Source organism: Pseudomonas sp. GD04158 (assembly GCF_029834875.1).
GTDB lineage: Bacteria > Pseudomonadota > Gammaproteobacteria > Pseudomonadales > Pseudomonadaceae > Aquipseudomonas > Aquipseudomonas hydrolytica.
Genome location: NZ_JAODYT010000021.1, coordinates 14,273 through 38,950, shown reverse-complemented (window position 1 = coordinate 38,950; position 24,678 = coordinate 14,273). Strand labels below are relative to the sequence as shown.

At 66.8% G+C, this 24,678-nt stretch carries 21 protein-coding genes and 1 riboswitch; of the genes, 8 read left to right on the top strand and 13 right to left on the bottom strand.

Annotated features, from left to right (window positions below; genetic code table 11):
* Positions 1 to 67 precede the first annotated feature (67 nt).
* Together N7333_RS10670 and N7333_RS10665 are read left to right on the top strand one after the other, a co-directional pair.
* Positions 68 to 1,348, top strand: coding sequence for an acyl-CoA dehydrogenase family protein (locus N7333_RS10670; RefSeq protein WP_129481851.1), 1,281 nt, complete (start codon positions 68 to 70; stop codon positions 1,346 to 1,348).
* A gap of 13 nt (positions 1,349 to 1,361) precedes the next feature.
* Positions 1,362 to 2,573, top strand: a complete 1,212-nt coding sequence (locus N7333_RS10665) for an acyl-CoA dehydrogenase family protein (protein WP_129481850.1) — start codon at positions 1,362 to 1,364, stop codon at positions 2,571 to 2,573.
* Positions 2,574 to 2,624: 51 nt separating this feature from the next.
* On the opposite strand, the gene N7333_RS10660 is transcribed toward N7333_RS10665, so the two are convergent.
* The 10 genes from N7333_RS10660 to thiC all read right to left on the bottom strand — a co-directional run bounded on the left by N7333_RS10660 (position 2,625) and on the right by thiC (position 13,912).
* On the bottom strand, positions 2,625 to 3,347 hold the full coding sequence (locus N7333_RS10660; RefSeq protein ID WP_177491046.1) for an ABC-type transport auxiliary lipoprotein family protein: 723 nt from the start codon (positions 3,345 to 3,347) through the stop codon (positions 2,625 to 2,627).
* Positions 3,348 to 3,521: 174 nt separating this feature from the next.
* Positions 3,522 to 5,771: a DNA topoisomerase IV subunit A gene (gene parC, locus N7333_RS10655; RefSeq protein ID WP_129481849.1), complete on the bottom strand. Its 2,250-nt coding sequence runs from the start codon at positions 5,769 to 5,771 to the stop codon at positions 3,522 to 3,524.
* 7 nt (positions 5,772 to 5,778) lie between these two features.
* Positions 5,779 to 6,303, bottom strand: coding sequence for a TIGR02281 family clan AA aspartic protease (locus N7333_RS10650; protein WP_003246570.1), 525 nt, complete (start codon positions 6,301 to 6,303; stop codon positions 5,779 to 5,781).
* Positions 6,300 to 7,283, bottom strand: coding sequence for an esterase-like activity of phytase family protein (locus N7333_RS10645; protein ID WP_096827493.1), 984 nt, complete (start codon positions 7,281 to 7,283; stop codon positions 6,300 to 6,302). Before N7333_RS10645 ends, N7333_RS10650 begins: the two co-directional genes overlap by 4 nt.
* Positions 7,283 to 9,181 carry a DNA topoisomerase IV subunit B gene (gene parE / locus N7333_RS10640; protein WP_129481848.1) on the bottom strand — a complete coding sequence of 633 codons (1,899 nt, stop codon included), beginning with the start codon at positions 9,179 to 9,181 and terminating at the stop codon, positions 7,283 to 7,285. The genes N7333_RS10645 and parE overlap by 1 nt, the downstream gene beginning before the upstream one ends.
* A 15-nt stretch (positions 9,182 to 9,196) precedes the next feature.
* The gene (locus N7333_RS10635; protein WP_129481847.1) at positions 9,197 to 9,808 is read right to left on the bottom strand and encodes a YqiA/YcfP family alpha/beta fold hydrolase; all 612 of its coding nucleotides are present in this window, start codon (positions 9,806 to 9,808) and stop codon (positions 9,197 to 9,199) included.
* 112 nt (positions 9,809 to 9,920) lie between these two features.
* On the bottom strand, positions 9,921 to 10,736 hold the full coding sequence (cpdA, locus tag N7333_RS10630; protein ID WP_096827492.1) for a 3',5'-cyclic-AMP phosphodiesterase: 816 nt from the start codon (positions 10,734 to 10,736) through the stop codon (positions 9,921 to 9,923).
* A 146-nt stretch (positions 10,737 to 10,882) separates the two neighbouring features.
* The gene (locus tag N7333_RS10625) at positions 10,883 to 11,335 is read right to left on the bottom strand and encodes a DUF1249 domain-containing protein (RefSeq protein WP_129481846.1); all 453 of its coding nucleotides are present in this window, start codon (positions 11,333 to 11,335) and stop codon (positions 10,883 to 10,885) included.
* The gene (locus N7333_RS10620; protein ID WP_003246560.1) at positions 11,326 to 11,925 is read right to left on the bottom strand and encodes an NUDIX domain-containing protein; all 600 of its coding nucleotides are present in this window, start codon (positions 11,923 to 11,925) and stop codon (positions 11,326 to 11,328) included. The genes N7333_RS10625 and N7333_RS10620 overlap by 10 nt, the downstream gene beginning before the upstream one ends.
* Before the next feature lie 103 nt (positions 11,926 to 12,028).
* Complete coding sequence (thiC, locus tag N7333_RS10615; RefSeq protein WP_129481845.1) at positions 12,029 to 13,912, bottom strand: phosphomethylpyrimidine synthase ThiC; 1,884 nt, start codon at positions 13,910 to 13,912, stop codon at positions 12,029 to 12,031.
* 94 nt (positions 13,913 to 14,006) lie between these two features.
* A riboswitch (TPP riboswitch) is annotated at positions 14,007 to 14,113 on the bottom strand.
* A gap of 220 nt (positions 14,114 to 14,333) precedes the next feature.
* Between thiC and N7333_RS10610 the strand changes: the two genes are divergently transcribed.
* Complete coding sequence (locus N7333_RS10610; protein ID WP_003246557.1) at positions 14,334 to 15,776, top strand: TolC family outer membrane protein; 1,443 nt, start codon at positions 14,334 to 14,336, stop codon at positions 15,774 to 15,776.
* Between the two features lie 133 nt (positions 15,777 to 15,909).
* Here the strand turns inward: N7333_RS10610 and waaA are convergent, their stop codons facing one another.
* Positions 15,910 to 17,175, bottom strand: a complete 1,266-nt coding sequence (gene waaA, locus N7333_RS10605; RefSeq protein WP_129481844.1) for a lipid IV(A) 3-deoxy-D-manno-octulosonic acid transferase — start codon at positions 17,173 to 17,175, stop codon at positions 15,910 to 15,912.
* 43 nt (positions 17,176 to 17,218) lie between these two features.
* Positions 17,219 to 18,106, bottom strand: coding sequence for a LysR family transcriptional regulator (locus tag N7333_RS10600; RefSeq protein WP_096827488.1), 888 nt, complete (start codon positions 18,104 to 18,106; stop codon positions 17,219 to 17,221).
* A gap of 88 nt (positions 18,107 to 18,194) precedes the next feature.
* On the opposite strand from N7333_RS10600, the gene N7333_RS10595 reads away from it, so the two are divergent.
* The 4 genes from N7333_RS10595 to N7333_RS10580 all read left to right on the top strand — a co-directional run bounded on the left by N7333_RS10595 (position 18,195) and on the right by N7333_RS10580 (position 21,641).
* Positions 18,195 to 18,527 carry a multidrug efflux SMR transporter gene (locus N7333_RS10595; RefSeq protein WP_003246553.1) on the top strand — a complete coding sequence of 111 codons (333 nt, stop codon included), beginning with the start codon at positions 18,195 to 18,197 and terminating at the stop codon, positions 18,525 to 18,527.
* Between the two features lie 64 nt (positions 18,528 to 18,591).
* A complete protein-coding gene (locus N7333_RS10590; RefSeq protein WP_129481843.1) occupies positions 18,592 to 19,767 on the top strand; it encodes an FAD-dependent oxidoreductase in 1,176 nt (391 codons plus the stop codon).
* Positions 19,764 to 20,576: an aldo/keto reductase gene (locus tag N7333_RS10585; protein WP_129481842.1), complete on the top strand. Its 813-nt coding sequence runs from the start codon at positions 19,764 to 19,766 to the stop codon at positions 20,574 to 20,576. The genes N7333_RS10590 and N7333_RS10585 overlap by 4 nt, the downstream gene beginning before the upstream one ends.
* 141 nt (positions 20,577 to 20,717) lie before the next feature.
* Positions 20,718 to 21,641, top strand: coding sequence for a metal ABC transporter ATPase (locus tag N7333_RS10580; protein WP_129481841.1), 924 nt, complete (start codon positions 20,718 to 20,720; stop codon positions 21,639 to 21,641).
* A 98-nt stretch (positions 21,642 to 21,739) separates the two neighbouring features.
* Here N7333_RS10580 and N7333_RS10575 read toward each other — a convergent pair whose 3' ends face one another.
* Entirely contained in the window at positions 21,740 to 23,272 is a 1,533-nt protein-coding gene (locus N7333_RS10575; RefSeq protein WP_011920825.1) for an AhpA/YtjB family protein, read from the bottom strand.
* Between the two features lie 175 nt (positions 23,273 to 23,447).
* Between N7333_RS10575 and serB the strand changes: the two genes are divergently transcribed.
* On the top strand, positions 23,448 to 24,662 hold the full coding sequence (serB, locus tag N7333_RS10570) for a phosphoserine phosphatase SerB (protein WP_195881145.1): 1,215 nt from the start codon (positions 23,448 to 23,450) through the stop codon (positions 24,660 to 24,662).
* Positions 24,663 to 24,678: the final 16 nt, after the last annotated feature.

Sequence of the window (24,678 nt, the reverse complement as noted above, 5' to 3'; positions counted from 1 at the left end):
AGGGTCATAGGCGCTCGCCGGCTGGCGGCGCATCATCGTTGGCATCCCTCATGTGGAGTGAGATGCCATGACCGTCGATGTACAGGGCCAGGCCCTGAGCATGCTGAGCAAGCTGGCCCAGGCCGACTGGCCAGACCGCCTCAAGCTGCGCAAACCCTTCGAGAAACTCGTCTACAACGGCAGCCGCGCCAGCTTTCGCCTGGCTGCCGGGCGTGCAGCCAGCAAGCCGCGTCAGGCGCGCCCGGCGGCTGACGATCTGTTCGACCTGTCATTGAGCGACGAGCAGCAGATGCTGGTGGAGATGCTTCAGGGCTTTGCCTTGGAAGTGCTACGCCCCGCTTCGCACGAGGCCGATGCCCAGGCGCGGGTGCCGGCTGCGCTGATCAATCAGGCCCGCGAGCTGGGCCTGGCCCACTACGGCGTCGGCGAGGCGCAGGGTGGACTGGCCGGCGAGCGCACCGTGCTGAGCAATGCGCTGATCGCCGAAAGCCTGGCCCAGGGCGACTTCTCCCTGGCCGCCGCGTTGCTGCTGCCGCTGTCGGCGGCCAACTGCATCCGCCGTTGGGGCTCGCCGGCGCAGCAGGCGGCCTGGCTGCCGGCCTTCGTCAGTGAGGCGGGCGCCGATGCCTTCGCCTTGGCGGTAAGCGAACCGGGTGTGCTGAGCGATCCGGGACGGCCCGCCACCCGTGCACGCAAGCGTGGCAAGCACTACCTGCTCGATGGCGAGAAAGCCCTGGTGCTCGGCGGGCTGGAAGCCAGCCGGTTGATCGTCAGCGCCCAGGCCGGCGACGGGCCGGGGCTGTTCATCGTCGATGCGACGAGCAAGGGCATCAGCCGGCGCGCCGAACCGGGCATGGGGCTCAGGGCCTGCGGCTTGGCGCGCGTGCGCCTCAAGGGCGTCAAGGTGCCGGCCGAGCGCCGCCTGGCAGCGGCCGATTTCGATTTTCAGGCCTTTCTCGATCACTCCGCGCTGGCCCTCTGCGCCCTCGCTGTCGGTACCGCGCAGGCGGCCCTGGATTACGTCACCACCTACTGCAACGAGCGCCAGGCCTTCGGCGAGCCCATCAGCCATCGCCAGGGCGTGGCCTTCATGGTCGCCGACATCGCCATCGAACTGGATGCCATGCGCCTGCTGCTCTGGCGCGCCTGCACCCGCGCCGAGGCCGGCTTGCCGTTCCGGCGCGAAGCCTACCTGGCGCGCCTGTTCTGCGCGGAGAAGGCGATGAAGATCGGCTCCGATGCGGTGCAGCTGCTCGGCGGCCATGGTTTTACCCAGGAACATCCGGTCGAGCGCTGGTATCGCGATCTGCGCAGCGTGGCCGTTCTGGCCGGCGGCCTTCATCTCTAGCAGGCAGGCAACCATGAATCTGGAAACCCCGAAGAAATTCCGCGGCCTGCAGCAGCAGGCGCAGCAAGTGGCCAGGCATTATTTCCGGCCGATCTCGCGCAAGTACGACAAGGCCGAGCACGCCTATCCCAAGGAGCTGGATCTGCTCGCCGCGTTGCTCGACGGCATGAACGAAGGCTCGCCCGATGCCGTCGGCGCCGGTTCGGCGAGCAAGCGCGGCGCTGCCCGTGAACAGCAGGACGGCATCAAGAACGGCGGCAACCTGGCGGCGCTGCTCGGTGTGATGGAGCTGTGCTGGGGCGATGTCGGCCTGCTGCTGGCCATGCCGCGCCAGGGCCTGGGCAACGCGGCCATTGCCGCGGTGGCCAACGACGAGCAACTGGCGCGCTTCGGCAAGACCTGGGCGGCTATGGCCATTACCGAGCCGGGCTGTGGCTCGGATTCGGCGGCGATCCGCACCACGGCGGTGAAGGATGGCGATCACTACGTGATCAACGGCGAGAAGATCTACGTCACCTCGGGGGAGCGTGCCGATGCCGTGGTGGTCTGGGCCAGCCTCGACCGCAGCCTGGGGCGCGCGGCGATCAAGTCCTTCGTGGTGGAGAAGGGTACGCCGGGCATGACGGTGACCCGTCTGGAGAAGAAGCTGGGTATCAAGGCGTCGGACACCGCCTCGATCAGCTTCAGCGACTGCCGGGTACCGGCGGCCAACCTGCTGGGCAACGCCGAAATCGACGTACAGAAGGGCTTTGCCGGGGTCATGGAGACCTTCGACAACACCCGGCCGCTGGTCGCCGGCATGGCGGTCGGCGTGGCCCGCGCGGCGCTGGAGCGTACCCGCGAGCTGCTGAGCAAGGCCGGTTGCCGCTTCGATTACGCCAGGCCGCTGCTCAGCGTCACCCATGCCGAGGCCACCCTGTACCGGCTGGAGGCGGAATGGGAGGCGGCGCGCCTGCTGACGCTGAAAGCGGCCTGGATGGCCGACAACAAGCTGCCCAACTCCAAGGAGGCCTCCATCGCTAAGGCCAAGGCCGGGCGGGTGGCCAGCGAGGTCACGCTCAAGTGCGTGGAGCTGGCCGGTGCCCTGGGTTATGGCGAGGACGAACTGCTGGAGAAATGGGCGCGTGATTCGAAGATTCTCGACATCTTCGAGGGCACTCAGCAGATTCAATTGCTGATCATCGCGCGGCGCCTGCTGGGCAAGAGTTCCAGTGAGCTCAGGTAGATCCGGCAACGCAGCAGCCATGAAAAAAAGCCCGCATCTGCGGGCTTTTTTCTAGAAACGGAAGACTTCCGTATCGATCTTGATGGGTTCTGCCACCGGGATCCTCGGCCCCGCGGCGGGCGGCTCCTGGGGTTTGGCCTTGGCCACTGGCGGCTTCTTGCGGGGCGGCTCGGGTACAGGCTCTTCGACCACGGCGATGGGCTGGATGGCCACTGCCAGCTCTGCAGCCAGGCGCTGCAGCAGCGCGCTCTGGGCCTTGACCTGCTCGGCCAGCGGGCCGCCATGGGCCTCTTCCATGCGGATCAGGCGGCTGTCACGCAGTTGGCCGTTGCGATCGAGCAGGCGCCACTGGGCTTCCAGAATGGCGGGCTGAGTAGGGCCGGAGTCCAGGCGGGTGATGGTCAGCATCACCTGCGCATCGGCGTTGAAGCCGGGAGCGGCAGGGGCCAGGGCCAGGCGCTGGCTTTCCAGGCGCCAGGCCAGCTGGCGCAGCATCTGCTGATCGATATCGTTGGCCAGACCGCTGGCCCAGCGCGCTTCCGGCGCTGCCACCAGGCTGCCATCGGGCTGACGCTGCAGCAGGTGCTGCTGGCGCAGGTAGTCGGCCACGCTGATCGGGCCCACCAGTACCGCCATACCCGTGTCCTTGGTCGGGGTGACGGCGTCGCCGCTGTCGAGCTGATAGAGCGGCACCGGCTTCTGCTGCAGCAGGCTGCAACCGCTCAGAACGAGCAGAGTGGTCAGAAGCAGGGCCAGAGGGCGTACTACAGTCATCATTCGTTCCCGGCAGCCGCTTCTGAGGCAGCTGCACATCAATCCCATATCATGCCAGCGGGTCACTTCCTCATGACCCGGGCCGCGTATCATCCGTCAAACCGCGCTACGACTCCAGCCTTGGCCGCTTGCCGGTAGCAGGTAATCGCGGAGCAATGGGGTGATCGGGCGAGGCTATTCCACCAGAAGCTGATCGACTCGCTGGAAACCTCGGGGCAGTTTGTTGCCGCGCCTGCCACGCTCGCCCTTGTAGTGCTCCAGGTCGTCTGCCTTGAGCGTCAGGGTGCGCTTGCCGGCCTGCAGCACCAGGCTGGCGCCACTCGGCAGCACGGCCAGGTCGGTCAGGTATTCCTCGCGACTGGCCACTCGCTCACCGGGTATGCCGATGATCTTGTTGCCCTTGCCTTTGCCCAGTTGCGGCAGATCGGTGACCTTGAACAGCAGCAGACGGCCTTCGGTCGTCACCGCGGCCAGCCAATCGTCTTCCAGGTTGGTTACAGGCTTGGGTGCCACCACTTTCGCGCCATTGGGCAGACTGAGCAGCGCCTTGCCGGCCTTGTTCTTGGCCTGCAGGTCCTCGCCCTTGACCACGAAGCCGTAGCCGGCGTCGGAGGCGATCACGTACAGCGCGCTGTCTTCCGGCAGCATCACGCATTCGAAGGTCGCGCCTGGCGGCGGGGTCAGGCGGCCGGTCAGCGGCTCGCCCTGGCCACGCGCCGACGGCAGGCTGTGGGCGGCCAGCGAATAGCTGCGGCCGGTGGAGTCGATAAACACCGCGTACTGGTTCGAGCGTCCGGGCGCGGCGGCCTTGAAGCCGTCGCCGGCCTTGTAGGACAGGCCGGTGGCGTCGATGTCGTGGCCCTTGGCGCAGCGCACCCAGCCTTTTTCCGAGAGCACCACGGTGACCGGCTCGGTCGGCATCAGCTCGGTTTCCGACAGCGCCCTGGCCTCGGCGCGGGCAACGATCGGCGAGCGGCGGTCGTCGCCGTACTTCTCGGCGTCCTCGATGATTTCCTTGCGCACCAGCTTCTTCAGCTTGGCTTCGCTGCCGAGCAGGGCCAGCAGTTTCTCGCGCTCCTTGGCCAGCTCGTCCTGCTCGCCGCGGATCTTCATCTCTTCCAGGCGCGCCAGCTGACGCAGGCGGGTGTCGAGGATGTAGTCGGCCTGCACCTCGGTGAGGCCGAAGGCTTCCATCAGCACCGGCTTGGGTTGGTCTTCGGTGCGGATGATGCGGATCACTTCATCCAGGTTGAGGAAGGCGATCAGCAGGCCTTCCAACAGGTGCAGGCGCTTTTCCACCTTGTCCAGGCGGAACTGCAGGCGGCGGCGCACGGTGCCGACGCGGTACACCAGCCACTCGCTGAGCAGGGTGCGCAGATCCTTGACCTGCGGCTTGCCGTCGAGACCGATGACGTTGGTGTTGACCCGGTAGCTGGACTCCAGATCGGTGGTGGCGAACAGGTGAGTCATCAGCTCGTCGGCATCGACGCGGTTGGAGCGCGGGATGATGACGATGCGGGTGGGGTTCTCATGGTCGGATTCGTCACGCAGGTCGGCGACCATCGGCAGCTTCTTGGCCTGCATCTGCGCGGCGATCTGCTCCAGCACCTTGGCCCCGGACACTTGGTGCGGCAGGGCGGTGACGACGATATCGCCGTCCTCGATGCGATAGACGGCGCGCATGCGCACCGAGCCGCGGCCGCTCTCGTAGATCTTCAGCAGGTCCGCCTTGGGCGTGATGACCTCGGCCTCGGTGGGGAAGTCCGGGCCCTGGATGTGTTCGCACAGCTGCTCGACCGTGGCGCCCGGCTCGTCCAGCAGGCGCACGCAGGCAGCCGCTACCTCGCGCAGGTTGTGCGGCGGCACGTCGGTGGCCATGCCCACGGCGATGCCGGTGGTGCCGTTGAGCAGCAGGTTGGGCAGGCGCGCCGGCAGAGTGGCTGGCTCGTGCATGGTGCCGTCGAAGTTCGGTACCCAGTCCACGGTGCCCTGGCCCAGCTCGGACAGCAGCACCTCCGAGTAGCGCGACAGGCGCGCCTCGGTATAGCGCATGGCGGCGAAGGACTTGGGATCGTCCGGTGCACCCCAGTTGCCCTGGCCGTCGACCAGGGTGTAGCGGTAGGAGAACGGCTGCGCCATCAGCACCATGGCTTCGTAGCAGGCGCTGTCGCCGTGCGGGTGGAACTTGCCGAGTACGTCACCGACGGTGCGCGCGGACTTCTTGTGCTTGGCGTCGGCGTCCAGACCCAGCTCGCTCATGGCGTAGACGATGCGCCGCTGCACGGGTTTCAGGCCGTCGCCGATGTGCGGCAGGGCGCGGTCCATGATCACGTACATGGAGTAGTTGAGATAAGCCTGCTCGGTGAAATCGGCGAGTGACCGGCGTTCAACGCCTTCCAGGCTCAAATCGAGGGATTCGCTCATGCGGGCCTCATTGCAAGGTTGATTGGCGCAGCACCAGGGTGCCGCCCTTCTGACTGAATTCGAGTTGTTTCAGGGCGCTCATGCCCAGCAGCACTTCGTCGCCGTCCATGCCGGGGGCGATCAGCGCGGCGACGTCGCGCAGCTCGATGTCGCCCAGGCGCAGGCTGGCCAGGCGCGTGCGGTGGCCGGTGGCGCGGCCGTTGGCGGTGCTGATGACGATCGGCGCACCGCGCACCAGGCCCAGGCGCTCGGCCACCGCGCTGGGCACGGCAACCTGGGTGGCGCCGGTGTCGAGCAGGAAGGTGACCTTCTGGCCATCGATCTGCCCGTCCACCAGGTAATGGCCCTGGCGGCTGCTGGCCAGGCTGACTTCGACGAAACCGTCGCCATGCAGCGACTGCGGCGTGCGGTTGGGATTGTGCTGGCGGTCTTCCCAATTGCCGAAGAAATGCGTGGCCAGCAGCAGGCCGGCGCCCCAGGCGAGCACCAGCATCACCCGTCCGGCGCGGCGGCCAGGTGCCTGTTCGCTCACGGCCGGCGGCTCCAGCCGCCCTTGGGCGCGGCGAGGCGCCAGACCAGGGGGCGTGATTCACCGTCGGCGCGGGTCTGGCCGCCGTTGTCGACGCCGATCCAGGCGCCGTCCTTGTCGATCCACAGGGCTTCGGCCATGCCGTAGGTCCGCGCATAACGGCGCTGTTCGGCCAGCGCCTCGCCGGCGAACGACCAGCAGATGTCCATCTCACCGTCGCCCAGGGTGCGCCGGCAGATGCGGTGGGCCTGGCGCTCGAGGGTGAAGAGTTTCTCGCCGAAATAGGCCAGGCCGGAGAAATCGCGCGGCGCCATATGGCCGCCCAGGGCCTCGGGAGAGGCTTCCTCGCCGCTTTCGCTGGTCAGCACGCAACCACCGGTGCAGCGCCAGCCGCTACCGCGGCGATGCATGACGGTAAGGCCGCGGCGGCGCTGCTCGGCGGCCAGCCACAGGCGCTCGCCGGCCGGGTCGATGGCGATGCCCTCGAAGCCCTGGTTGAAGTGCAGCAGCATGCCGCTGGCACGTGCCTGACGCACCAGGCCGCTGGGCAGGTTGAGCCACTGGGCGTTGCCGTTGCTGCTCACCTGCAGCACGGCGGCGCGGGTTTCGCTGACCAGATAGCGGTTGCCCTGGGCATCGCAGGACAGGCCCTCGAAATCCAGCTTGCCGCCGCGCACCAGGCCGGCTGCCCAGTTGCGCATGCGCAGGCCCCAGGGCAGGGCGCTTTCCGGTGGCTCGGGGGCGACGAACGTCTCCGCCTCGGCGCGCAGCAGGCTGCCGTCCAGCTGCAGCTGGTACAGGCGGTCGTCATCGCGGTCGGACACCGCCCACATGATCTCGCCGCACAGGGCCAGGCCGGACAGGTTGCCGCCGTTGATCCCTTCTACCGGGTATTCGGCCTGCAGCTTGAGCTCCTCCAGCACCACTGGCTCGGCGTGGACCACGCCGGCCAACAGACCGAGTGCAAGGAAAAGACTGCGCATCAGGCCAGTACCTCGGCCAGGTTGCCTTTGGTTTCCAGCCAGCTCTTGCGGTCGCCGGCGCGTTTTTTCGCCAGCAGCATGTCCATCACTTCGCGGGTGCCCTCGAAGTCGTCGAGGGTCAGCTGCACCAGCCGGCGGGTGTTCGGGTCCATGGTGGTTTCGCGCAGTTGCGGCGGGTTCATCTCGCCGAGGCCCTTGAAGCGGGTTACCTGCGGCTTGCCGCGGCGCTTTTCGGCCACCAGGCGGTCGAGGATGCCGTCGCGCTCGGCGTCGTCCAGGGCATAGAAGATCTCCTTGCCCTGGTCGATGCGGTACAGCGGCGGCATGGCCACGTAGACGTGGCCGGCATCCACCAGCGGGCGGAAGTGACGGACGAACAGGGCGCAGAGCAGGGTGGCGATGTGCAGGCCGTCGGAGTCGGCGTCGGCGAGGATGCAGATCTTGCCGTAGCGCAGCCCGGAGAGGTCGCTGGAGCCCGGATCGATGCCGATGGCCACGGCGATGTCGTGCACCTCTTGCGAGGCCAGTACCTCGCTGCCGTCGACTTCCCAGGTGTTCAGGATCTTGCCGCGCAGCGGCATGATGGCCTGGAACTCCTTGTCGCGCGCCTGCTTGGCGCTGCCGCCGGCCGAGTCGCCCTCGACCAGGAACAGCTCGCAGCGCAGCGGGTTCTGCCCCGCGCAGTCGGCCAGCTTGCCGGGCAGCGCCGGGCCCTGGGTGATCTTCTTGCGCTCGACCTTCTTGCCCGCCTTGAGACGGCGACCGGCGTTGCTGATGGCCAGCTCGGCCAGGGCCAGGCCGGTTTCCGGGTGGGCGTTGAGCCACAGGCTGAAGGCGTCTTTAACGACTCCGGAGACGAAGGCGGCCGCCTCGCGCGAGGACAGGCGCTCCTTGGTCTGCCCGGAGAACTGGGCGTCCTGCATCTTCATCGAGAGGACGAAGGCGATGCGCTCCCAGACGTCTTCCGGGGCCAGCTTCACGCCGCGCGGCAGCAGGTTGCGGAACTCGCAGAATTCGCGCATGGCATCGAGCAGGCCCTGGCGCAGGCCGTTGACGTGGGTGCCGCCCTGGGCGGTGGGGATCAGGTTGACGTAGCTTTCCTGCACCGCATCGCCGCCTTCGGGCAGCCACAGCAGGGCCCAGTCGACCGCTTCCTTGTTGCCGGCCAGGCTGCCGACGAAGGGTTCGGCGGGCAGGCGCTCGAACTCGCTGACGGCATCGACCAGGTAGGAACGCAGGCCGTCCTCGTAATGCCATTCGACCTTCTCGCCGGCGGCCTTGTCCTCGAAGGTGACGCTCAGCCCCGGGCACAGCACGGCCTTGGCCTTGAGCACGTGCTTGAGGCGGCTGACCGAGAACTTGAAGGAGTCGAAGTACTTGGCGTCGGGCCAGAAGTGCACGCTGGTGCCGGTATTGCGCTTGCCCACCGTGCCGATCACTTCCAGCTCGCTGGCCTTGAACCCGTCGGCGAAGCTCATCTGGTACTCGTTGCCGTCACGCTTGACGGTGACCACCACGCGGGTCGACAGGGCGTTGACCACGCTGATGCCGACGCCGTGCAGACCGCCGGAGAACTGGTAGTTCTTGTTGCTGAACTTGCCGCCGGCGTGCAGCTTGGTGAGGATCAGTTCCACACCCGGCACGCCTTCTTCGGGGTGGATATCCACCGGCATGCCGCGGCCGTCGTCGATCACCTCCAGCGAGTTGTCCTCGTGGAGGATCACCTGAATCGACTTGGCATGCCCGGCCAGCGCCTCGTCGACGCTGTTGTCGATGACTTCCTGAGCCAGGTGGTTGGGGCGGGTGGTGTCGGTGTACATGCCCGGGCGTTTGCGCACCGGGTCGAGGCCGGAAAGGACTTCAATGGCATCGGCGTTGTAGGCGTTCTGCTGGGCCATGGGCTCTCTTGTTCGTCAATTGGATACGGAAAAGTCGATATCACGCCAAAGTGTGGCGTTAATGCCGGCAAAAGCGAAGAGTATCGGCAGGCGTTCGGCGAAGCCCTGGAAGCCATGGTCGCCACCGGCCTGGATGCGCAGGGCGCAGCCGCGGTAGTAACGTTCGGCATCGCGGTAGTCGAGGGTTTCATCGCCGGTCTGCAGCCACACCTGATAGCGCGCCGGGTCGTTTGGCGGCGGCACTTCCAGTTCGGCCAGGGTGTGGATGTGGTCCTCGGTGAGGTCCCAGGTCTCGTCGCTGTAATAGTTCTTCTGCGGGCCCAGGTAGCCGTCGAAGCGCAGGTGCGGGCGCACCGCGGGGTTGATCAGCAACGCCTTGAGCCCGTGCTGCTCGGCCAGGTAGGTGGCGTAATAGCCGCCCAGGGAGCTGCCCACCAGCAGCGGCGCGCCAAGCTCGGCGACCAGCGCCTGCAACTGCAGCATGGCCTGGCGCGGATGATGATGCAGGGCCGGCACGCGCAACTGCTGCGCCAGGCCCAGGCGGGTCATGGCACCGCTCAACTGGCAGGCCTTGTGCGAGGCCGGCGAGCTGTTGAGGCCGTGGATATAGAGGATGGATGCGGTCATGGAGCGGGAGGCTACTACAAAAAGCGGCTATAAGCTGCAAGCCGCAAGCTACAAGAAAATGCAGGACGGCACCTGCCGGAACTGCGCATGGTGACGTGCGGCCTGGTGCGGCTCAGTAGCCCTTGACGCTGTAGTCGATCTCGAAGGTGATGCCGGTGACGCGCGAGACGCCGGTTTCCAGGGTGCCGTCGGCATGCAGGCGCAGCCAGCGGTAGCCGGGGGCTTCGCTGCCGACCTGGAATTCCTCGCTGCCGGGGGCGAACTGCACGCAGGTCGAGGGCGAGGCGAGCAGGCGCAGATTGCCGCGCTGCTGATCGAATTCCTGATGGACATGCCCCCAGAGCAGGGCGCGGGCCTGCGGGTGGCGGTCGAGCACGGCAAACAGGGCATCGGGGTTGCGCAGGCCGATGGGTGCCATCCACTTGCAGCCGATGGGCACCGGATGATGGTGCAGGCAGATCAGGTGATGACGCTGCGGTGCCTCGCTCAATGCCCGCTCCAGCAGCTCGAGCTGGCTGTCTGCGAGAAAGCCCGGTACGGCGCCGGGAATCGACGAGTCGAGCATGACGATGCGCCAGGCGCCCAGGTCGATCACCGGCTCCAGCAGGTCGCTGCCCTGGCAGGCGGCCTGCATCGGTGGGGTTTCGTCATGGTTGCCGGCCAGCCAGCGCGCCGGTGCGCCGATGGCCGCGGTGAGCTGGCGAAAGCGTTGGTAGGAGGCCTGGCTGCCATCCTGCGACAGATCGCCGGTGGCCAGGATCAGGTCGATCTGCGCTTGTTCCTGCTGCACCCGTTCGATCACCCGCTGCAGGCTGTCGCGGGTATCCATGCCCAGCAGCTTGCCGTCCGCTTCGGCGAACAGATGGCTGTCGGACAGCTGCACCAGCAGGACCGAGGAATCAGCGGAAGGGGTGGGCAGGCTCGGCAAGACCGTCTCCTAAGGCACAATCGAGTGAATTATGGTGGTTGCCGCGGTAAAGGGAAAACCCGGGAAGCGGACGCAGATCACAGAAAACAGCGCAACCTCGCGCTATCGGCCAGACGGGTCGAAGCTTGATCGGCCGATGCTGCCGTTCACTGCACCGGCAGGGCTTCGTGGCCGCAGGCCAGGCAGTGACTCAGCCACTCGCCGAGAAACAGGTTGAGCTGGCTCTTTTCGTCCGGCTGATGCATGGCCGCGTTCGGGTAAGGGTAACGAATGTGCAGGCGGCGGGCATTCTCGGCGCCGACCACTTCTGCCATGCGCGCGTCGTGGTAGACCCGCACTTCAAGCTGCGGCACCGGCAGCCAGGGCAGGCTGTGCTCCTGGCGGGCGCGCAGGGTGGTGGTGTAGGGGCAGGCTTCCAGCACTTCCAGGCTGAGGATGCCAAGCAGGTGGTCGCCCTGGCTCAGGGCCACGCGGCGTACCTGGTGATCGGTGCGCATGTTGGGCAACAGGCGCATCAGGCGCACGTAGTTGGCCTCGCAAGCCGCCTGCAGCTCGACCAGGTCGACCCGATAGCGCTCGCGCAACAGATTCACGACCACATTCCTCGTACTTCGTCTCGATTCAGGGCCAGCCACTGCAGGGCGATGATGCTCGCCGCGTTGTCGATGCGCCCGTCGCGTACGGCGGCCAGGGCATCTTCCAGGGCCATCACCTGCACGCGAATGTCCTCGCCTTCTTCAGGCAGGCCATGCACGCCGCCGGCGCCCTCGCTGCTGCAGCGCCCGACGAACAGATGCACGCGTTCGTCCGAGCCGCCGGGCGAGGGGTAATACTGGGTAATCGGCCACAGCGAGGTCAGGGTCAGATCGGCTTCCTCGACGGCTTCGCGACGGGCGACCTCCTCGGGTTCCTCGTCCTTGTCGATCAAGCCGGCGACCAGCTCCAGCAGCCAGGGGTTGGTGCTCTTGTCCATGGCGCCGACGCGAAACTGCTCGATCAGCACCACCTCGTCGCGCTGCGGATCGTAGGGCAGCACGCACACCGCGTCGTGACGCACGAACAGCTCCCGGGTGATGGAGGGGCCCATGTCCCCGGAGAACTGGCGATGGCGCAGCTTGATCCGGTCGAGCCGATAGAAGCCGCGAAAGCAGTTCTCGCGCGAGAGGATTTCGATGTCGTCGTTGCCCATATTGCCCCCAGATGGTCGTAACGGGCCAAACCGCGGCCCGTTACGCATCACACTAGCGAGCATCCGGCCCGCCGATCAAGCCTGGCTGACGGAAAACGCCTGCTCAGACCTTCTGGTACAGCTGACTGCCCTGTGCCTTGAACTCCGCCGCCTTGGCCTGCATGCCCTGTTCGGCGTCCAGGTCGACGGCGTCGATACGCTGTTCCTTAGCATAGTCGCGCACCTCCTGGGTGATCTTCATCGAGCAGAACTTCGGCCCGCACATGGAGCAGAAGTGCGCCACCTTGGCCGAGTCCTTGGGCAGCGTCTCGTCGTGGAAGGCACGCGCGGTGTCCGGGTCCAGGCCCAGGTTGAACTGGTCTTCCCAGCGGAACTCGAAGCGCGCCTTGGACAGGGCGTTGTCGCGAATCTGTGCGCCCGGATGACCTTTCGCGAGGTCAGCAGCATGCGCGGCGATCTTGTAGGTGATGATGCCGGTCTTCACGTCATCCTTGTTCGGCAGGCCCAGGTGCTCCTTGGGCGTGACGTAGCAGAGCATGGCGCAGCCGAACCAGCCGATCATCGCTGCGCCGATGCCGCTGGTGATGTGGTCGTAGCCGGGGGCGATGTCGGTGGTCAGTGGGCCGAGGGTGTAGAACGGCGCCTCGTCGCAGCATTCCAGCTGCTTGTCCATGTTCTCCTTGATCAGCTGCATCGGCACGTGGCCAGGGCCCTCGATCATGCACTGCACGTCGTGTTTCCAGGCGATCTTGGTCAGCTCGCCGAGGGTCTCCAGCTCGCCGAACTGCGCGGCGTCGTTGGCATCGGCGATGGAGCCGGGGCGCAGGCCGTCACCCAGGGAGAAGGACACGTCGTAGGCCTTCATGATTTCGCAGATGTCTTCGAAATGGGTGTAGAGGAAGTTTTCCTTGTGATGCGCCAGGCACCACTTGGCCATGATCGAGCCGCCGCGGCTGACGATGCCGGTGACGCGCTTGGCGGTCAGCGGCACGTAGCGCAGCAGCACGCCGGCGTGGATGGTGAAGTAGTCCACGCCCTGTTCGGCCTGTTCGATCAGGGTGTCGCGGAACAGCTCCCAGGTCAGGTCCTCGGCGATGCCGCCGACCTTCTCCAGCGCCTGGTAGATCGGCACGGTGCCGATCGGTACCGGCGAGTTGCGGATGATCCACTCGCGGGTCTCGTGGATGTGCTTGCCGGTGGACAGGTCCATCACCGTGTCCGAACCCCAGCGGATGCCCCAGGTCAGCTTGGCCACTTCTTCCTCGATGGAGGAGCCCAGGGCGCTGTTGCCGATATTGCCGTTGATCTTCACCAGGAAGTTGCGGCCGATGATCATCGGCTCCAGTTCCACGTGGTTGATATTGGCCGGGATGATGGCGCGGCCGCGGGCGACTTCGCTGCGCACGAACTCGGGGGTGATTTCCTTTGGGATCGAGGCGCCGAAGCTGTGGCCGGCGTGCTGTTCGTTGAGCAGGCCGGCTTCGCGGGCTTCGGCCAGCTTCATGTTCTCGCGGATGGCGACGAACTCCATCTCCGGCGTGATGATGCCTTTCTTGGCGTAGTGCATCTGGCTGACGTTGTGCCCGGCGCGGGCCCTGCGCGGGTTGCGCACGTGGGCGAAGCGCATGGCCGACAGCTCGGCATCGTTCAGACGGCGCTGGCCGAACTCGGAGGACAGACCCGGCAGCTTCTCGGTGTCGCCGCGATCCTCGATCCAGGCGCTGCGCACGTCGGCCAGGCCCTTGCGCACGTCGATGGTGACGTTCGGGTCGGTGTAGGGGCCGGAGGTGTCATAGACGGTGACCGGGGCGTTGATCTCGCCACCGAAGTCGGTCGGCGTCACGTCCAGGCTGATTTCGCGCATCGGCACGCGGATGTCCGGGCGCGAGCCTTGGACATAGACCTTCTGCGAACGGGGAAAGGGTTGTACCGACTGCTGATCGACCTGAGCCGATTCACTCAGGTTCTTTTGTTGTTGTGCGCTCATCAAGGCTCTCTCCAGATTAAATGTCGGAGGTAGAACCTGAGAGAAGAGGGCGAAGGCGCACCATGGGCGGTGCCGAGAGGACTCGCCGATATGCTGGCGAGGACATCTTGTTCCCTACGCAGGCCTTAACCTGATCAGGTTCAACGGGATCCGGCAGCTGCCAATCTCAGCCCCGCATATGGGGCACCCCGACAAGAACTCGGGCAGTCTAAACAAGCTGGTGGGAGAAAACCAACCCGGCGGTCAATAAAGGTCGACCCGTGCGTCGGAAAGCGACTGCCGTCGCCGCCGCTGAGGGATTGTTGCGGACGAGCAACATAGCTTGCCGCCAGCTAGACTTATGCCGCTTGCGGCGCTCTTGACCCTCGCCTGCGGCGCCCCGTAGCCTTGCCGATTACCGCCTATTCAAGGATTGACCTCCATGTTGCGCAGACTTTCCCTGGCTGTTGCTATTGCCGCTGCTTCGGTGGGCCTGGCCCAGGCCGAAGAGGCCCCGCTATCGAGCAAGACCGACCTGGTCACCGTGTATCAGGAAGCGGCGAGAAACAACGCCGATATCGCCGCCGCGCGCGCCGATTATCAGGCTCGCCGCGAAGTGGTACCGCAGGCCCGTGCCGGATTGCTGCCCAACCTTTCCGCTGGCGCCAACTACGGGGACACGCGCACCGAAGTCGATTCGCCGAGCGCCACCGTCTCGCGCAGCGGCCTGGTCTATCAGGCCAACCTCAGCCAGCCACTGTTCCGCGCCGATCGCTGGTTCCAGCTGCAGGCGGCCGAGGCCACCAGCGAACAGGCTGCTCTGGAACTGTCCGCCACCGAACAGAACCTGATCCTGCAGAGCGCCGAGACCTACTTCGCCGTGCTGCGTGCCCAGGACACCCTGGCTTCGACCAAGGCCGAGGAGGCGGCATTCAAGCGTCAGCTCGATCAGGCCAACGAACGTTTCGACGTCGGGCTTTCCGACAAGACCGACGTGCTCGAGGCGCAGGCCGGTTTCGATACCGCGCGTGCCAACCGCCTGCTCGCCGAGCGTGCCGTGGATGACGCCTTCGAAGCGCTGGTGACCCTGACCAACCGCGACTACCTGGCCGTCGAAGGGATCGTCCACACCCTGCCGGTGCTGGCGCCGACACCGAACGATGCCAAGGCCTGGGTCGATACCGCTGCAGCGCAGAACCTCAACCTGCAGGCCAGCCTGTATGCCGTCACGGCTGCCGAAGAGAACCTGCGCCAGCGCAAGGCCGGCCATGCGCCGACCCTGGACGCCGTGGCCAGCTATCAGAAGGGTGACAACGACAGCCTGGGCTTCACCAATTCCGGCGCCTTTGGTGCGCCGCGCTACAGCGGCGACGTCTCCCAGCGCTCCATCGGCCTGCAGCTGAACATCCCGCTGTACAGCGGCGGCCTGACCAGCTCCCAGGTGCGTGAGGCCTACCAGCGTCTGGGGCAGACCGAGCAGCTGCGCGAAAGCCTGCGTCGCCAGGTGGTGCAGAACACCCGCAACCTGTTCCGCGCAGTGAACACCGACGTGGAAACCGTGCAGGCCCGTCGTCAGTCGATCATCTCCAACCAGAGTGCCCTGGAAGCCACCGAGATCGGTTATCAGGTCGGTACCCGCAACATCGTCGACGTGCTCGATGCCCAGCGTCAGCTGTACAGCGCCGTGCGCAACTACAACGATGCGCGCTACGACTACATCCTCAACAACCTGCGCCTGAAGCAGGCCGCCGGCACTCTCAGCCCGGCCGACCTGGAAGCGCTGGGCAGCTTCCTCAAGCCGGACTACAACCCGGACGAGGACTTCCTGCCGCCGGATCTGGCCTCGGCCGCCGAGTCGCGCCTGCAGGGCAATCCGGATTTCTGAGCCGCTTGCGCAACGAAAAAAGCCCGACTTCGTGTCGGGCTTTTGCTTTACAGGCGGCGTGCCACCCGCAGGGTGCGCCGTGTGCACCAGGGATCAGATGCCGGTGGCAAGGCCTGGACGGCCCCGCGCCACCCTACATGAGGCGGCGCAAGCCCTCCAGCAGCCTGTCCAGCGCGCCCTGGTTGGCCCGCAGCACCTGCAGGCCGGCCTCGCGCATGCGCTCGGCGCGATCCGGTTCGCGCCATAGCGCCTCGACCTCGTCGGCCAGGTCGGTGGCGTCCTGCACCTCGCCCAGCGCGCCGGCCTCGCGCAGTTGTGCGGCGATCTCGAGGAAGTTGAACAGATGCGGGCCGCTTAGCACCGGCTTGCCCAGGGCTGCCGGCTCCAGCAGGTTGTGCCCGCCGTTGGCCACCAGGCTGCCGCCGACGAACGCCACGTCGGCCAGCGCATAGAGAAACAGCAGCTCGCCCATGGTGTCGCCCAGCAGCACCTGGTCGCCGGCCTGCACGGCTTCGCCGCTGGAGCGCCGGCGCGTCGTCAGGCCCAGGTTCAGGCACAGCTCATGCACCGCGTTGAAGCGCTCGGGGTGGCGCGGCACCAGGATCAGCAGGGCGTCCGGCCTGGCGAGCAGGAGCTGCCGATGGGCGGCCAGGATGATCTCGTCTTCGCCGGCGTGGGTGCTGGCGGCGATCCACAGCGGGCGCCGCTCGGCCTGCCACTGGTGGCGCAGTTCGCTGGCGCGGCGGGGCAGCTCGGCATCGATCTTCAGGTCGAACTTGATCGAGCCGGTCACCTCCACGCAGTTCGGGCGTGCGCCCAGATCGAGAAAGCGCTCGGCCTCGGCCTGGGTCTGCACCGCGATCAGCGACAGCTCGGCGAGCATCGGCGCGGTGAGTTTGCGCAAGCGCGCATAACCGCGTGCCGAACGCTGCGACAGCCGCGCATTGGCCAGGGCTACGGGAATGCCGCGTTTGGCGCACTGGTGGATATGGTTGGGCCACAGTTCGGTTTCCATCACCACCGCCAGGCGTGGTTGCACGCGCTGGAGAAAACGCGACGCGGCCCAGGGCAGATCGTAGGGCAGGTAGCAGTGCTGCACGCTGTCGCCGAACAGCGCCTGGATGCGTTCGGAGCCGGTCGGCGTCATGCAGGTGACGGTGATCGGCAGGTCCGGATAATGCGCCTGCAGCGCGCGGATCATTGGCGCGGCGGCGATGCTTTCGCCCACCGATACGGCATGCACCCAGATGCCGCCCGGCTTCATCGCCGGCAGGCCGAAGGAGAAGCGCTCCCGAACGCGCCGCGCATAGGCGGGTGCCTTGCGCGCACGCAAGGCCAGGCGCAGGGCGATCAGAGGCAGGGCCAGGTGCAGCAGCAGGGTATAGAGGTATCTGTTCATGGGCGCGCAGCTTAGCGTCGCCAGCCTGAGCCTGGAAGTGCGATCAGGTCTGCGGGCGCAGCAGCTCCTGCGCCAGGCAGTCGGCCAGCCAGCTGGCCGCAGGGCCGAGGGCGCCGTCGCGGCGCCATACCAGTTCCACCACCAGCGGCAGCGGTGCCCAGTCGCTGCGCAGTTCCTGCAGGTGGCCCTGATAGGTCGGGTACTGCGCCACGTGACGCGGCAGCCAGGCCCAGCCGACGCTGCGGATCACCAGCTCGGCCATCACGTAGAAGCTGTCGGCGCGCCACACCAGCGGGCTGATCTGCTCGCCGCCCGGATAGTGGCTGTCCTGCGGCGTCATCAGCAGTTGGCGATGCTCGGCCAGGTCGCGTCGTTCCACCGAATCGAGCCGCGCCAACGGATGCTGCGGGCTGCACACCGTGACCATTTCGATGGTGCCCAGGCGCTGGCTCTCCAGTTCCCGCGGCATCTGCTCGTGATGAAACAGCAGGCCGAGATCCGCCTGGTGCTGCAGCAGCTTGCGCGCCACGTCGCCCTGGGCGCCGCTGGAAAGCTGAACCTCGAGCAGGGGAAAGGCATTGGCCAGCGCCTCCAGGCTGGCCAGCACCGGCTGGTAGGGCATGGCCTCATCCTGCGCCAGGCGCAGGCGTGCCTCCTCGCCACGGGCCAGGCCCAGCGCGCGGCCATCCAGGCGCTGGCACTGCTGCAGCACGCTGCGTGCTTCCTCCAGCAGCGCCGTTCCCGCTTCGGTCAGGCGCGGCTGGCGTCCGCTGCTGCGCTCGAACAGGGTGACGCCGAGATCGGTTTCGAGCAGGGCGATGGCGGTGCTGACCGCCGACTGCGCGCGCCCGGTTTCCCGCGCCACCGCGGAAAAGGAACGGCATTCGGCGGTGCGCACGAACAGATGCAGCTGGTCGAGGTTCCAGTTCATGGCTGGCCTATCTTCATAGTAGATAGGTAATGACTTTATCCCATCGCCGAATTGCTTAGAATCGCGCCATGTTTCAGGAGTCGCCATCATGCCCGGATACCTCTACCTCGCCATTGCCATCGCCGCCGAAGTGGTCGCCACCACCTCGATGAAGGCCATCGACGGCTTCAGCAAGCCGTTGCCGTTGCTGCTGGTGGTGGGCGGTTACGCGATCGCCTTCTGGATGCTGACCCTGGTGGTGCGCACCATTCCGGTGGGCATCGCCTACGCCATCTGGGCCGGCCTGGGCATCGTGCTGGTCAGCATCGCCGCGCTGTTTCTCTACCAGCAGAAGCTCGACCTGCCGGCCGTGCTCGGCATGGGGTTGATCGTCAGCGGGGTGGTGGTGATTCAGCTGTTCTCGCAATCGACCGGGCACTGATCGGCCGCGGCCGAGGAGGCTGACGGGTTATACTGCGCGCCTGTTTTTTCGCCGAGGCCCGTTCATGTCCCAGTCTCTCAGCACCGATGTCCTGATCGTCGGCGGCGGTATCGCCGGCCTCTGGCTCAATGCGCGTCTGCGCCAGCAGGGCTTCGCCACCGTGCTGGTGGAGTGCGGCAGCCTGGGCGGCGGGCAGAGCCTGAAGTCGCAGGGCATCATTCATGGCGGTGCCAAGTATGCGCTGCACGGTGCGCTCACCGGCGCCTCCGAGGCCATCGCCGACATGCCGCGCCGCTGGCGCGAGGCGCTGGCCGGCACGGGCGAGCTGAACCTCGCCGGCGTGCGCATTCTGTCCGATGCCCATTACCTGTGGTCGCCAGGCACCCTGGCCGGCAACCTCACCAGCTTCTTCGCCAGCAAGGCCGTGCGCGGGCGCGTCGATCAGGTCAAGGGCGAGCAGCTGCCACCGGCTTTGCAGCATCCGAAATTCAAGGGCAAGGTCTATCGCCTGGCCGAGCTGGTGCTCGACGTGCCCAGCCTGATCGCCCGTCTGGCCGAGCTGGCTGGCGATGGCTTGCTCGCCGCGCGGCAGATCGAGCCGCTGCGCGAAGACGGCGAGCTGTGTGGCCTGATCGTCGATGGCCGCGAGATCCGTGCGCAGCGAGTGGTGCTGAGTGCCGGCGCCGGCAACGCCGCACTGCTCGCTGCGCTGGGTGTCGAGCAGCCGGCGCAGCAGTTGCGTCCGCTGCACATGGTGCTGGCCAAGGGGCCGGCGCTGAAACCGCTTTACGCCCATTGTCTCGGCGGCGGGCCGAAGCCGCGGGTGACCGTCACCACCCATCCGGCGGCCGATGGCCAGTGGGTCTGGTACCTCGGCGGCGATCTGGCCGAGGCCGATGGCGTGGCCCGTGACGAGTCGGCGCAGATTCAGGCGGCGCAGAAGGAAATGGCGGCGTTGCTGCCCTGGGTCGATCAGAGCCAGACGCGCTGGGCCACGTTGCGCGTGGACCGTGCCGAGCCCGCGCAGTCCGGCCTGGTACGGCCGGACAACGCCTTTCTCGCCGAGCAGCAGCGCCTGCTGGTGGGCTGGCCGACCAAGCTGGCGCTGGCGCCGGACTTCGCCGATCGCGTGCTGGCGAGCCTGCAGCGCGACGGGGTGCAGCCGGCCACTCATGCGCCGCTGCCGGAGCTGCCGCGCCCGGCGCTGGGTCAGCCGATCTGGGAGGCACTGCTGCCATGAAAAGCACATTGCACGACCTGCACCGCCCGCTGGGTTCCACCGGCCTGATGGTCTCGCCGCTTGGCCTCGGTACGGTCAAGCTCGGTCGTGATCAGGGCGTCAAATACCCCAACGGCTTCACCATCCCAGACGATGCCCGGGCCTCGGCCCTGCTGCGCCAGGCCCGCGAGCTGGGCATCAACCTGATCGACACCGCTCCGGCCTACGGTATCAGCGAGCAGCGTCTCGGCCCGCTGCTGCGTGGTCAGCGCGATGAGTGGGTGATCGTCAGCAAGACGGGCGAGGAATTCGAGGGCGGCCAGTCGCACTTCGATTTCTCCCCGGCACACACGCGGCTGTCGGTGGAGCGCAGCCTCAAGCGTCTGCAGACGGACCGCATCGACCTGCTGCTGGTGCATTCCGATGGCAACGACCTCAGCGTGCTGCGCGATACGGGGGTGTACGAGACGCTGGCCTCGCTCAAGCGCGAGGGCAAGATCCTCGCCTATGGCCTCTCCGGCAAGACGGTCGAGGGCGGGCTGCTGGCGCTGGAACTGGGCGACTGCGCCATGGTCACCTATAACCTGAGCGAGCAGGGCGAAAAGCCGGTGCTGGACTACGCTGCCAGTCACGCCAAGGGCATTCTGATCAAGAAGGCCCTGGCCAGCGGGCACGCCTGCCTGGCCGAGGGTGTCGATCCGGTGCGTGCCAGCTTCGAGCTGATCTTCGATCACCCGGGGGTCAGCAGTGCCATCGTCGGTACCATCAACCCGGCCCATCTGGCGGCCAACGTGGCCACCGCCGCGGCGGTGCTGCAGGACATCTGCTGAGTCGTCACGTCCTCTTACAGGCTCGGGTTGTGCTGGGCGCTGTGCTTGGGGCAGCCTTGAGCCGTTTTCGCTTCACCCTGACCCACGCATGGATCCCGGCTGCCTGGCCGGGGGCATGACCAGCCGGATGAAGGAGTCGAGATGCCGCGTACGCTGATCCGCAAGGACCCGAGTAACTTCAAGACCCTGCCGTTGTTCGTCGAGGCCGGACCGGACGGGCTGCGATACCAGAGCCTGGGGCAGCCGCTGAACTTCCGCCAGATGCTCGAGCGGCGCCGCCCGGTAGAGGTGGCGGACAGCTCGCGCTTTGCCGTGGAGCTGGCCAACCTTGGCGTCTCGGTGCGCCTGACCTTGCGCCTGCAGGGGCGTGACTACTGGCTGCTGGTGCGTCAGCGCCGTCCTGATCGGGGCGACACCGTGCTCAAGCTGATCTCCGGTTACGTGCCAGCACATGAACTCAACCTGCCATTGCTCACCGCCATTCAGGAGGTGGCCGAGGAGTGCCTGCTGGAGAGTGCTGACGGCTGGTTGTCCGGGCGCTTCGCCGATACCTGGCTGCCGACGCCCTATCAGGGCGCGCTGCGCTACCGCGAGGCCAGTCATTTTCGCCTGAGCCCGCTGTCCGGCGCGGCGCGTCCGGTGCAATGCGGCAATCTCACCCTGCTGGAACGCCCGCGGGCCTACGTGCACCTGCCCACCGCCTCGCTGCAGCTGGTCTATGACCTGAGCCTGGAGCTGCCGCGCGATGCCCGTCAGCTGAGCCTGTTTCACGTCGACGAGTGCCTCGAGGACGGGCAACTGGTGGCGCGACTGGAGCGCCGCCGCCCGGATATCTACCTGCTGGCCCTGCAGCGTGGGGTACCCAATGGCGGGCTGTTCACCCTGCGCAAGGGCGAGCTGCTGCCGGCCAATACGCGCGGCTTGTGGCTGTCGGAGAGTTTTGCCGAGCAGGACGGCTGGCTGGTGCGTGACGAGCGTGTGCGCTGGAAGGACTGGCTGCGCCGCTGCGGTGTGCAGCCGCAGCCGCAGCCGCAGCCGCGGCGGGCGCTGGTCGGTGCGTCGTAGGGCATATCTCTTGGGGAGCGCTGGTGCGCATGGCGCACCCTACGGGCCGTAGCGTCGCGTCGTAGGGTGCGCCGTGCGCACCATACCTGAGCCGTCCGTCAGTGCGCCCGGCTTTCGTGCATGCGCGTCAGTTGCCGCTCCAGCAGCGCCGGGTAGGGGTCGAGCAGGCGCTCGACGCAACTGGCGCCTTCCGGGCTGGCGATCGGGCGGATGCGTGCGCGCTGTCTGGCCAGGGCATCCTGGGCGACGCGCTGTTCCACCAGCAGCAGGTTGCGGCTGTGTTGCGACAGGGCCAGGGCATCCAGCGCGCTGTCGCTCAGCAGCAGCTCGGCCTGACCCAGCTCCTCCAGATCGCTGCCCAGGGTCAGACCCAATTGCAGCTGCAGGGTAATGCCGCTGTCGGCAACCTCGATCTGCAGGGCATGGCCGAGCGCACGCATCAGCTCGCCACAGCAGATGGCGTGGGTCAGATAGTCCTCGCCGCACTCGCTCTCATGGAACAGCATCAGGCTGCTGCCGTCCTTGAGCGTGTGCAGTTGGCCCTGGTACAGCGCAGCCGCCTGCTCCAGGCAGCCGCGGTAGCGCTCCAGCAGGTCCAGCAGGCGCGTGCGCGGCAGGCGGCGCAGCTGCTCCTGAGCGCCGAGCTGGATGGCCAGCACGGCACTGGCCTGCACCTGGCGCGGAGCCTTGGCCGCTGGGGCAGGCGCCGCCGGCTCGTCGTTCAGCTCGGCAAAGGGATCGTCCGGCTCGATGGCCTCGGGCCAGGGCTTGAGCGGTTCGTCGTCGGCAGCGTCGAGGTCGTATTCATCGAACGCCCGCTCGCTGACCTCGGCCTCCTCGTCGAGCTCGACGAAGGCGCCGTCGTCCGGCTCGTCCAGGTAGCTTTCGTCCTCTTCGAAGACCGGCTCATCGTCCAATTCCGGCTCGGCTTCCGGCTTTTCCGGCACCAGTCGCGCCTGCAGCTGGCGCGCCAGATCGCCGATTTCGTCGTTGCGTCCGGCGCCGGGGGCCGGGTCGTCCGGGTCGCGCAGCCACAGCCGCATCTGCAGCAGCGGCGTGGAGATATGCCGGCCCAGGCGCATGCTCAGCGACAGGGTCAGCGCCAGCAGGATCAGGCTGAGAATGCCCATGCTCTGCAGGCTGATGGTCATCGGCTGCTGGAACTGGCCCATGTCCAGGCTGATGCGCAGTTGCCCGGCGATCACCTCCTGGAAGGTGATGGGCGTGGAGTACAGGCCCTCGGTCTCGCCCAGCACGCTGCGTGTCGGGCGCGCGCCGGCTTCGGCGAGAATGCGGTTGTCCACGCTGTAGATCGCCGCGTGCGCCACCAGCGGGTTCTTCGCCAGGTTGTTCAGCAGCACGTTGAGGCTGAGGATGTCGTTGGACACCAGCAGCTCGGTGGCCGAGGCCGCCGTCTGGGTGATCAGTGCCTGCCCCAGTGCGTCGGCCTGCTGCTGCATGGCCTGCTTGAACTGCATGCCCATGACCCAGGCATAGATGAGCATGGCCAGGGCCACCAGCAGCAGGCTGTGGCTGGCGATGCGCAGCACCAGGGGCACCCGCCGCTGACGCAGCGCGTGGAAGATCATGATGAAGAAGTTGTCGGGTTTGACGGGCGCGGGCCGGTTCACAGAGCACGGCTCTTGTCGACTGAAGATGCCGCGCAGTATAGCGAGCGGCCTGGAGCGGGCAAAGCGCGCGACTGCCCGGAGAAGGGGGAAACTGGGTAGAATGTGCGCCTTTTCGTCGGTCGGTGGCCCATTCGCCGTTGCCCGGCCTCAACTCGTCTGCTGCGGAGGGCGCGTCTTGCGCGAAATCGTCCTGATCAATATCACCGGCGAAGATCGCCCCGGACTCACCGCGGCCATCACCGGCGTACTGGCCCAGGGTGGGGTGAATATCCTCGACATCGGTCAGGCGGTGATCCACGACACCCTGTCGTTCGGCATCCTCATCGAAATTCCCGACAACGGCCGCTCCCAGGCCGTGCTCAAGGACCTGCTGTTCACCGCCTACGAGCTCGATCAGCAGGTGCGCTTCACCCCGGTTTCCGAAGACGACTATCGCCAGTGGGTGGGCGGCCAGGGCAAGGCCCGCCATATCGTCACCCTGCTGACGCGCAAGGTCAGCGCCGAACAGTTGCAGCGGGTCAGCGCCATCACCGCCAAGTACGGCCTCAACATCGATCATATCGACCGTCTTTCCGGACGCATGCCACTGGACATGCCGGCCGAACAGGGCAAGGGCTGCATCGAGTTTTCCGTCCGCGGCGAGCCGGCCGACCCGGCGGCGTTGCGCGCCGAATTCCTCAGCGTGGCCCAAGAGCTCAACGTCGATATCGCCTTCCAGCGCGACTCGGTGTTCCGCCGCAACCGCCGCCTGGCCGTGTTCGACATGGATTCGACGCTGATCGAGGCCGAGGTGATCGACGAGCTGGCCAAGGCTGCCGGCGTGGGTGAGCAGGTGGCGGAAATCACCGAGCGCGCCATGCGCGGCGAGTTGGACTTCCGCGCCAGCTTCAAGGAGCGTCTGGGCCTGCTGCAGGGCTTGTCGGAGGACGTGCTCGAGGAGATCGGCGCGTCCCTGCGTCTGACCGAGGGGGCCGAGGTGCTGTTCGCCGAGCTCAAGCGCCTGGGTTACAAGACCGCGATTCTCTCCGGTGGCTTTACCTATTTCGCCAAGCAGCTGCAGGCCAAGCTGGGCATCGACTACGTGTTCGCCAACGAGCTGCAGATCGAGAACGGCAAGGTCACCGGCGTGGCCGTCGAGCCCATCGTCGATGCCCAGCGCAAGGCCGATCTGTTGCGCGAGTTGGCGCAGAAGGAAGGCTTGCAGCTGGAACAGACCATCGCCGTGGGTGACGGCGCCAACGATCTGCCGATGCTCGGGCTGGCCGGCCTGGGTGTGGCCTTCCGCGCCAAGCCGCTGGTCAAGCAGTCCGCCAAGCAGGCGATCTCCACCCTGGGCCTGGATGGCATTCTCTACCTGCTGGGTTTCCGCGATCGCGAAGGCCAGGAGTAAGACCAAACAAACGAAA

What these genes read in the sequence shown, in the direction of transcription:
- N7333_RS10660 (WP_177491046.1), bottom strand. Translation starts at nt 3,347, where the DNA reads ATGACTGTAGTACGCCCTCTGGCCCTGCTTCTGACCACTCTGCTCGTT.
- N7333_RS10635 (WP_129481847.1), bottom strand. Translation starts at nt 9,808, where the DNA reads ATGACCGCATCCATCCTCTATATCCACGGCCTCAACAGCTCGCCGGCC.
- N7333_RS10595 (WP_003246553.1), top strand. Translation starts at nt 18,195, where the DNA reads ATGCCCGGATACCTCTACCTCGCCATTGCCATCGCCGCCGAAGTGGTC.
- N7333_RS10580 (WP_129481841.1), top strand. Translation starts at nt 20,718, where the DNA reads ATGCCGCGTACGCTGATCCGCAAGGACCCGAGTAACTTCAAGACCCTG.
- N7333_RS10665 (WP_129481850.1), top strand. Translation starts at nt 1,362, where the DNA reads ATGAATCTGGAAACCCCGAAGAAATTCCGCGGCCTGCAGCAGCAGGCG.
- thiC (WP_129481845.1), bottom strand. Translation starts at nt 13,912, where the DNA reads ATGAGCGCACAACAACAAAAGAACCTGAGTGAATCGGCTCAGGTCGAT.
- N7333_RS10590 (WP_129481843.1), top strand. Translation starts at nt 18,592, where the DNA reads ATGTCCCAGTCTCTCAGCACCGATGTCCTGATCGTCGGCGGCGGTATC.
- N7333_RS10610 (WP_003246557.1), top strand. Translation starts at nt 14,334, where the DNA reads ATGTTGCGCAGACTTTCCCTGGCTGTTGCTATTGCCGCTGCTTCGGTG.
- parE (WP_129481848.1), bottom strand. Translation starts at nt 9,181, where the DNA reads ATGGCCCAGCAGAACGCCTACAACGCCGATGCCATTGAAGTCCTTTCC.
- N7333_RS10670 (WP_129481851.1), top strand. Translation starts at nt 68, where the DNA reads ATGACCGTCGATGTACAGGGCCAGGCCCTGAGCATGCTGAGCAAGCTG.
- N7333_RS10585 (WP_129481842.1), top strand. Translation starts at nt 19,764, where the DNA reads ATGAAAAGCACATTGCACGACCTGCACCGCCCGCTGGGTTCCACCGGC.
- N7333_RS10620 (WP_003246560.1), bottom strand. Translation starts at nt 11,925, where the DNA reads ATGGGCAACGACGACATCGAAATCCTCTCGCGCGAGAACTGCTTTCGC.
- waaA (WP_129481844.1), bottom strand. Translation starts at nt 17,175, where the DNA reads ATGAACAGATACCTCTATACCCTGCTGCTGCACCTGGCCCTGCCTCTG.
- N7333_RS10645 (WP_096827493.1), bottom strand. Translation starts at nt 7,283, where the DNA reads ATGCGCAGTCTTTTCCTTGCACTCGGTCTGTTGGCCGGCGTGGTCCAC.
- N7333_RS10600 (WP_096827488.1), bottom strand. Translation starts at nt 18,106, where the DNA reads ATGAACTGGAACCTCGACCAGCTGCATCTGTTCGTGCGCACCGCCGAA.
- parC (WP_129481849.1), bottom strand. Translation starts at nt 5,771, where the DNA reads ATGAGCGAATCCCTCGATTTGAGCCTGGAAGGCGTTGAACGCCGGTCA.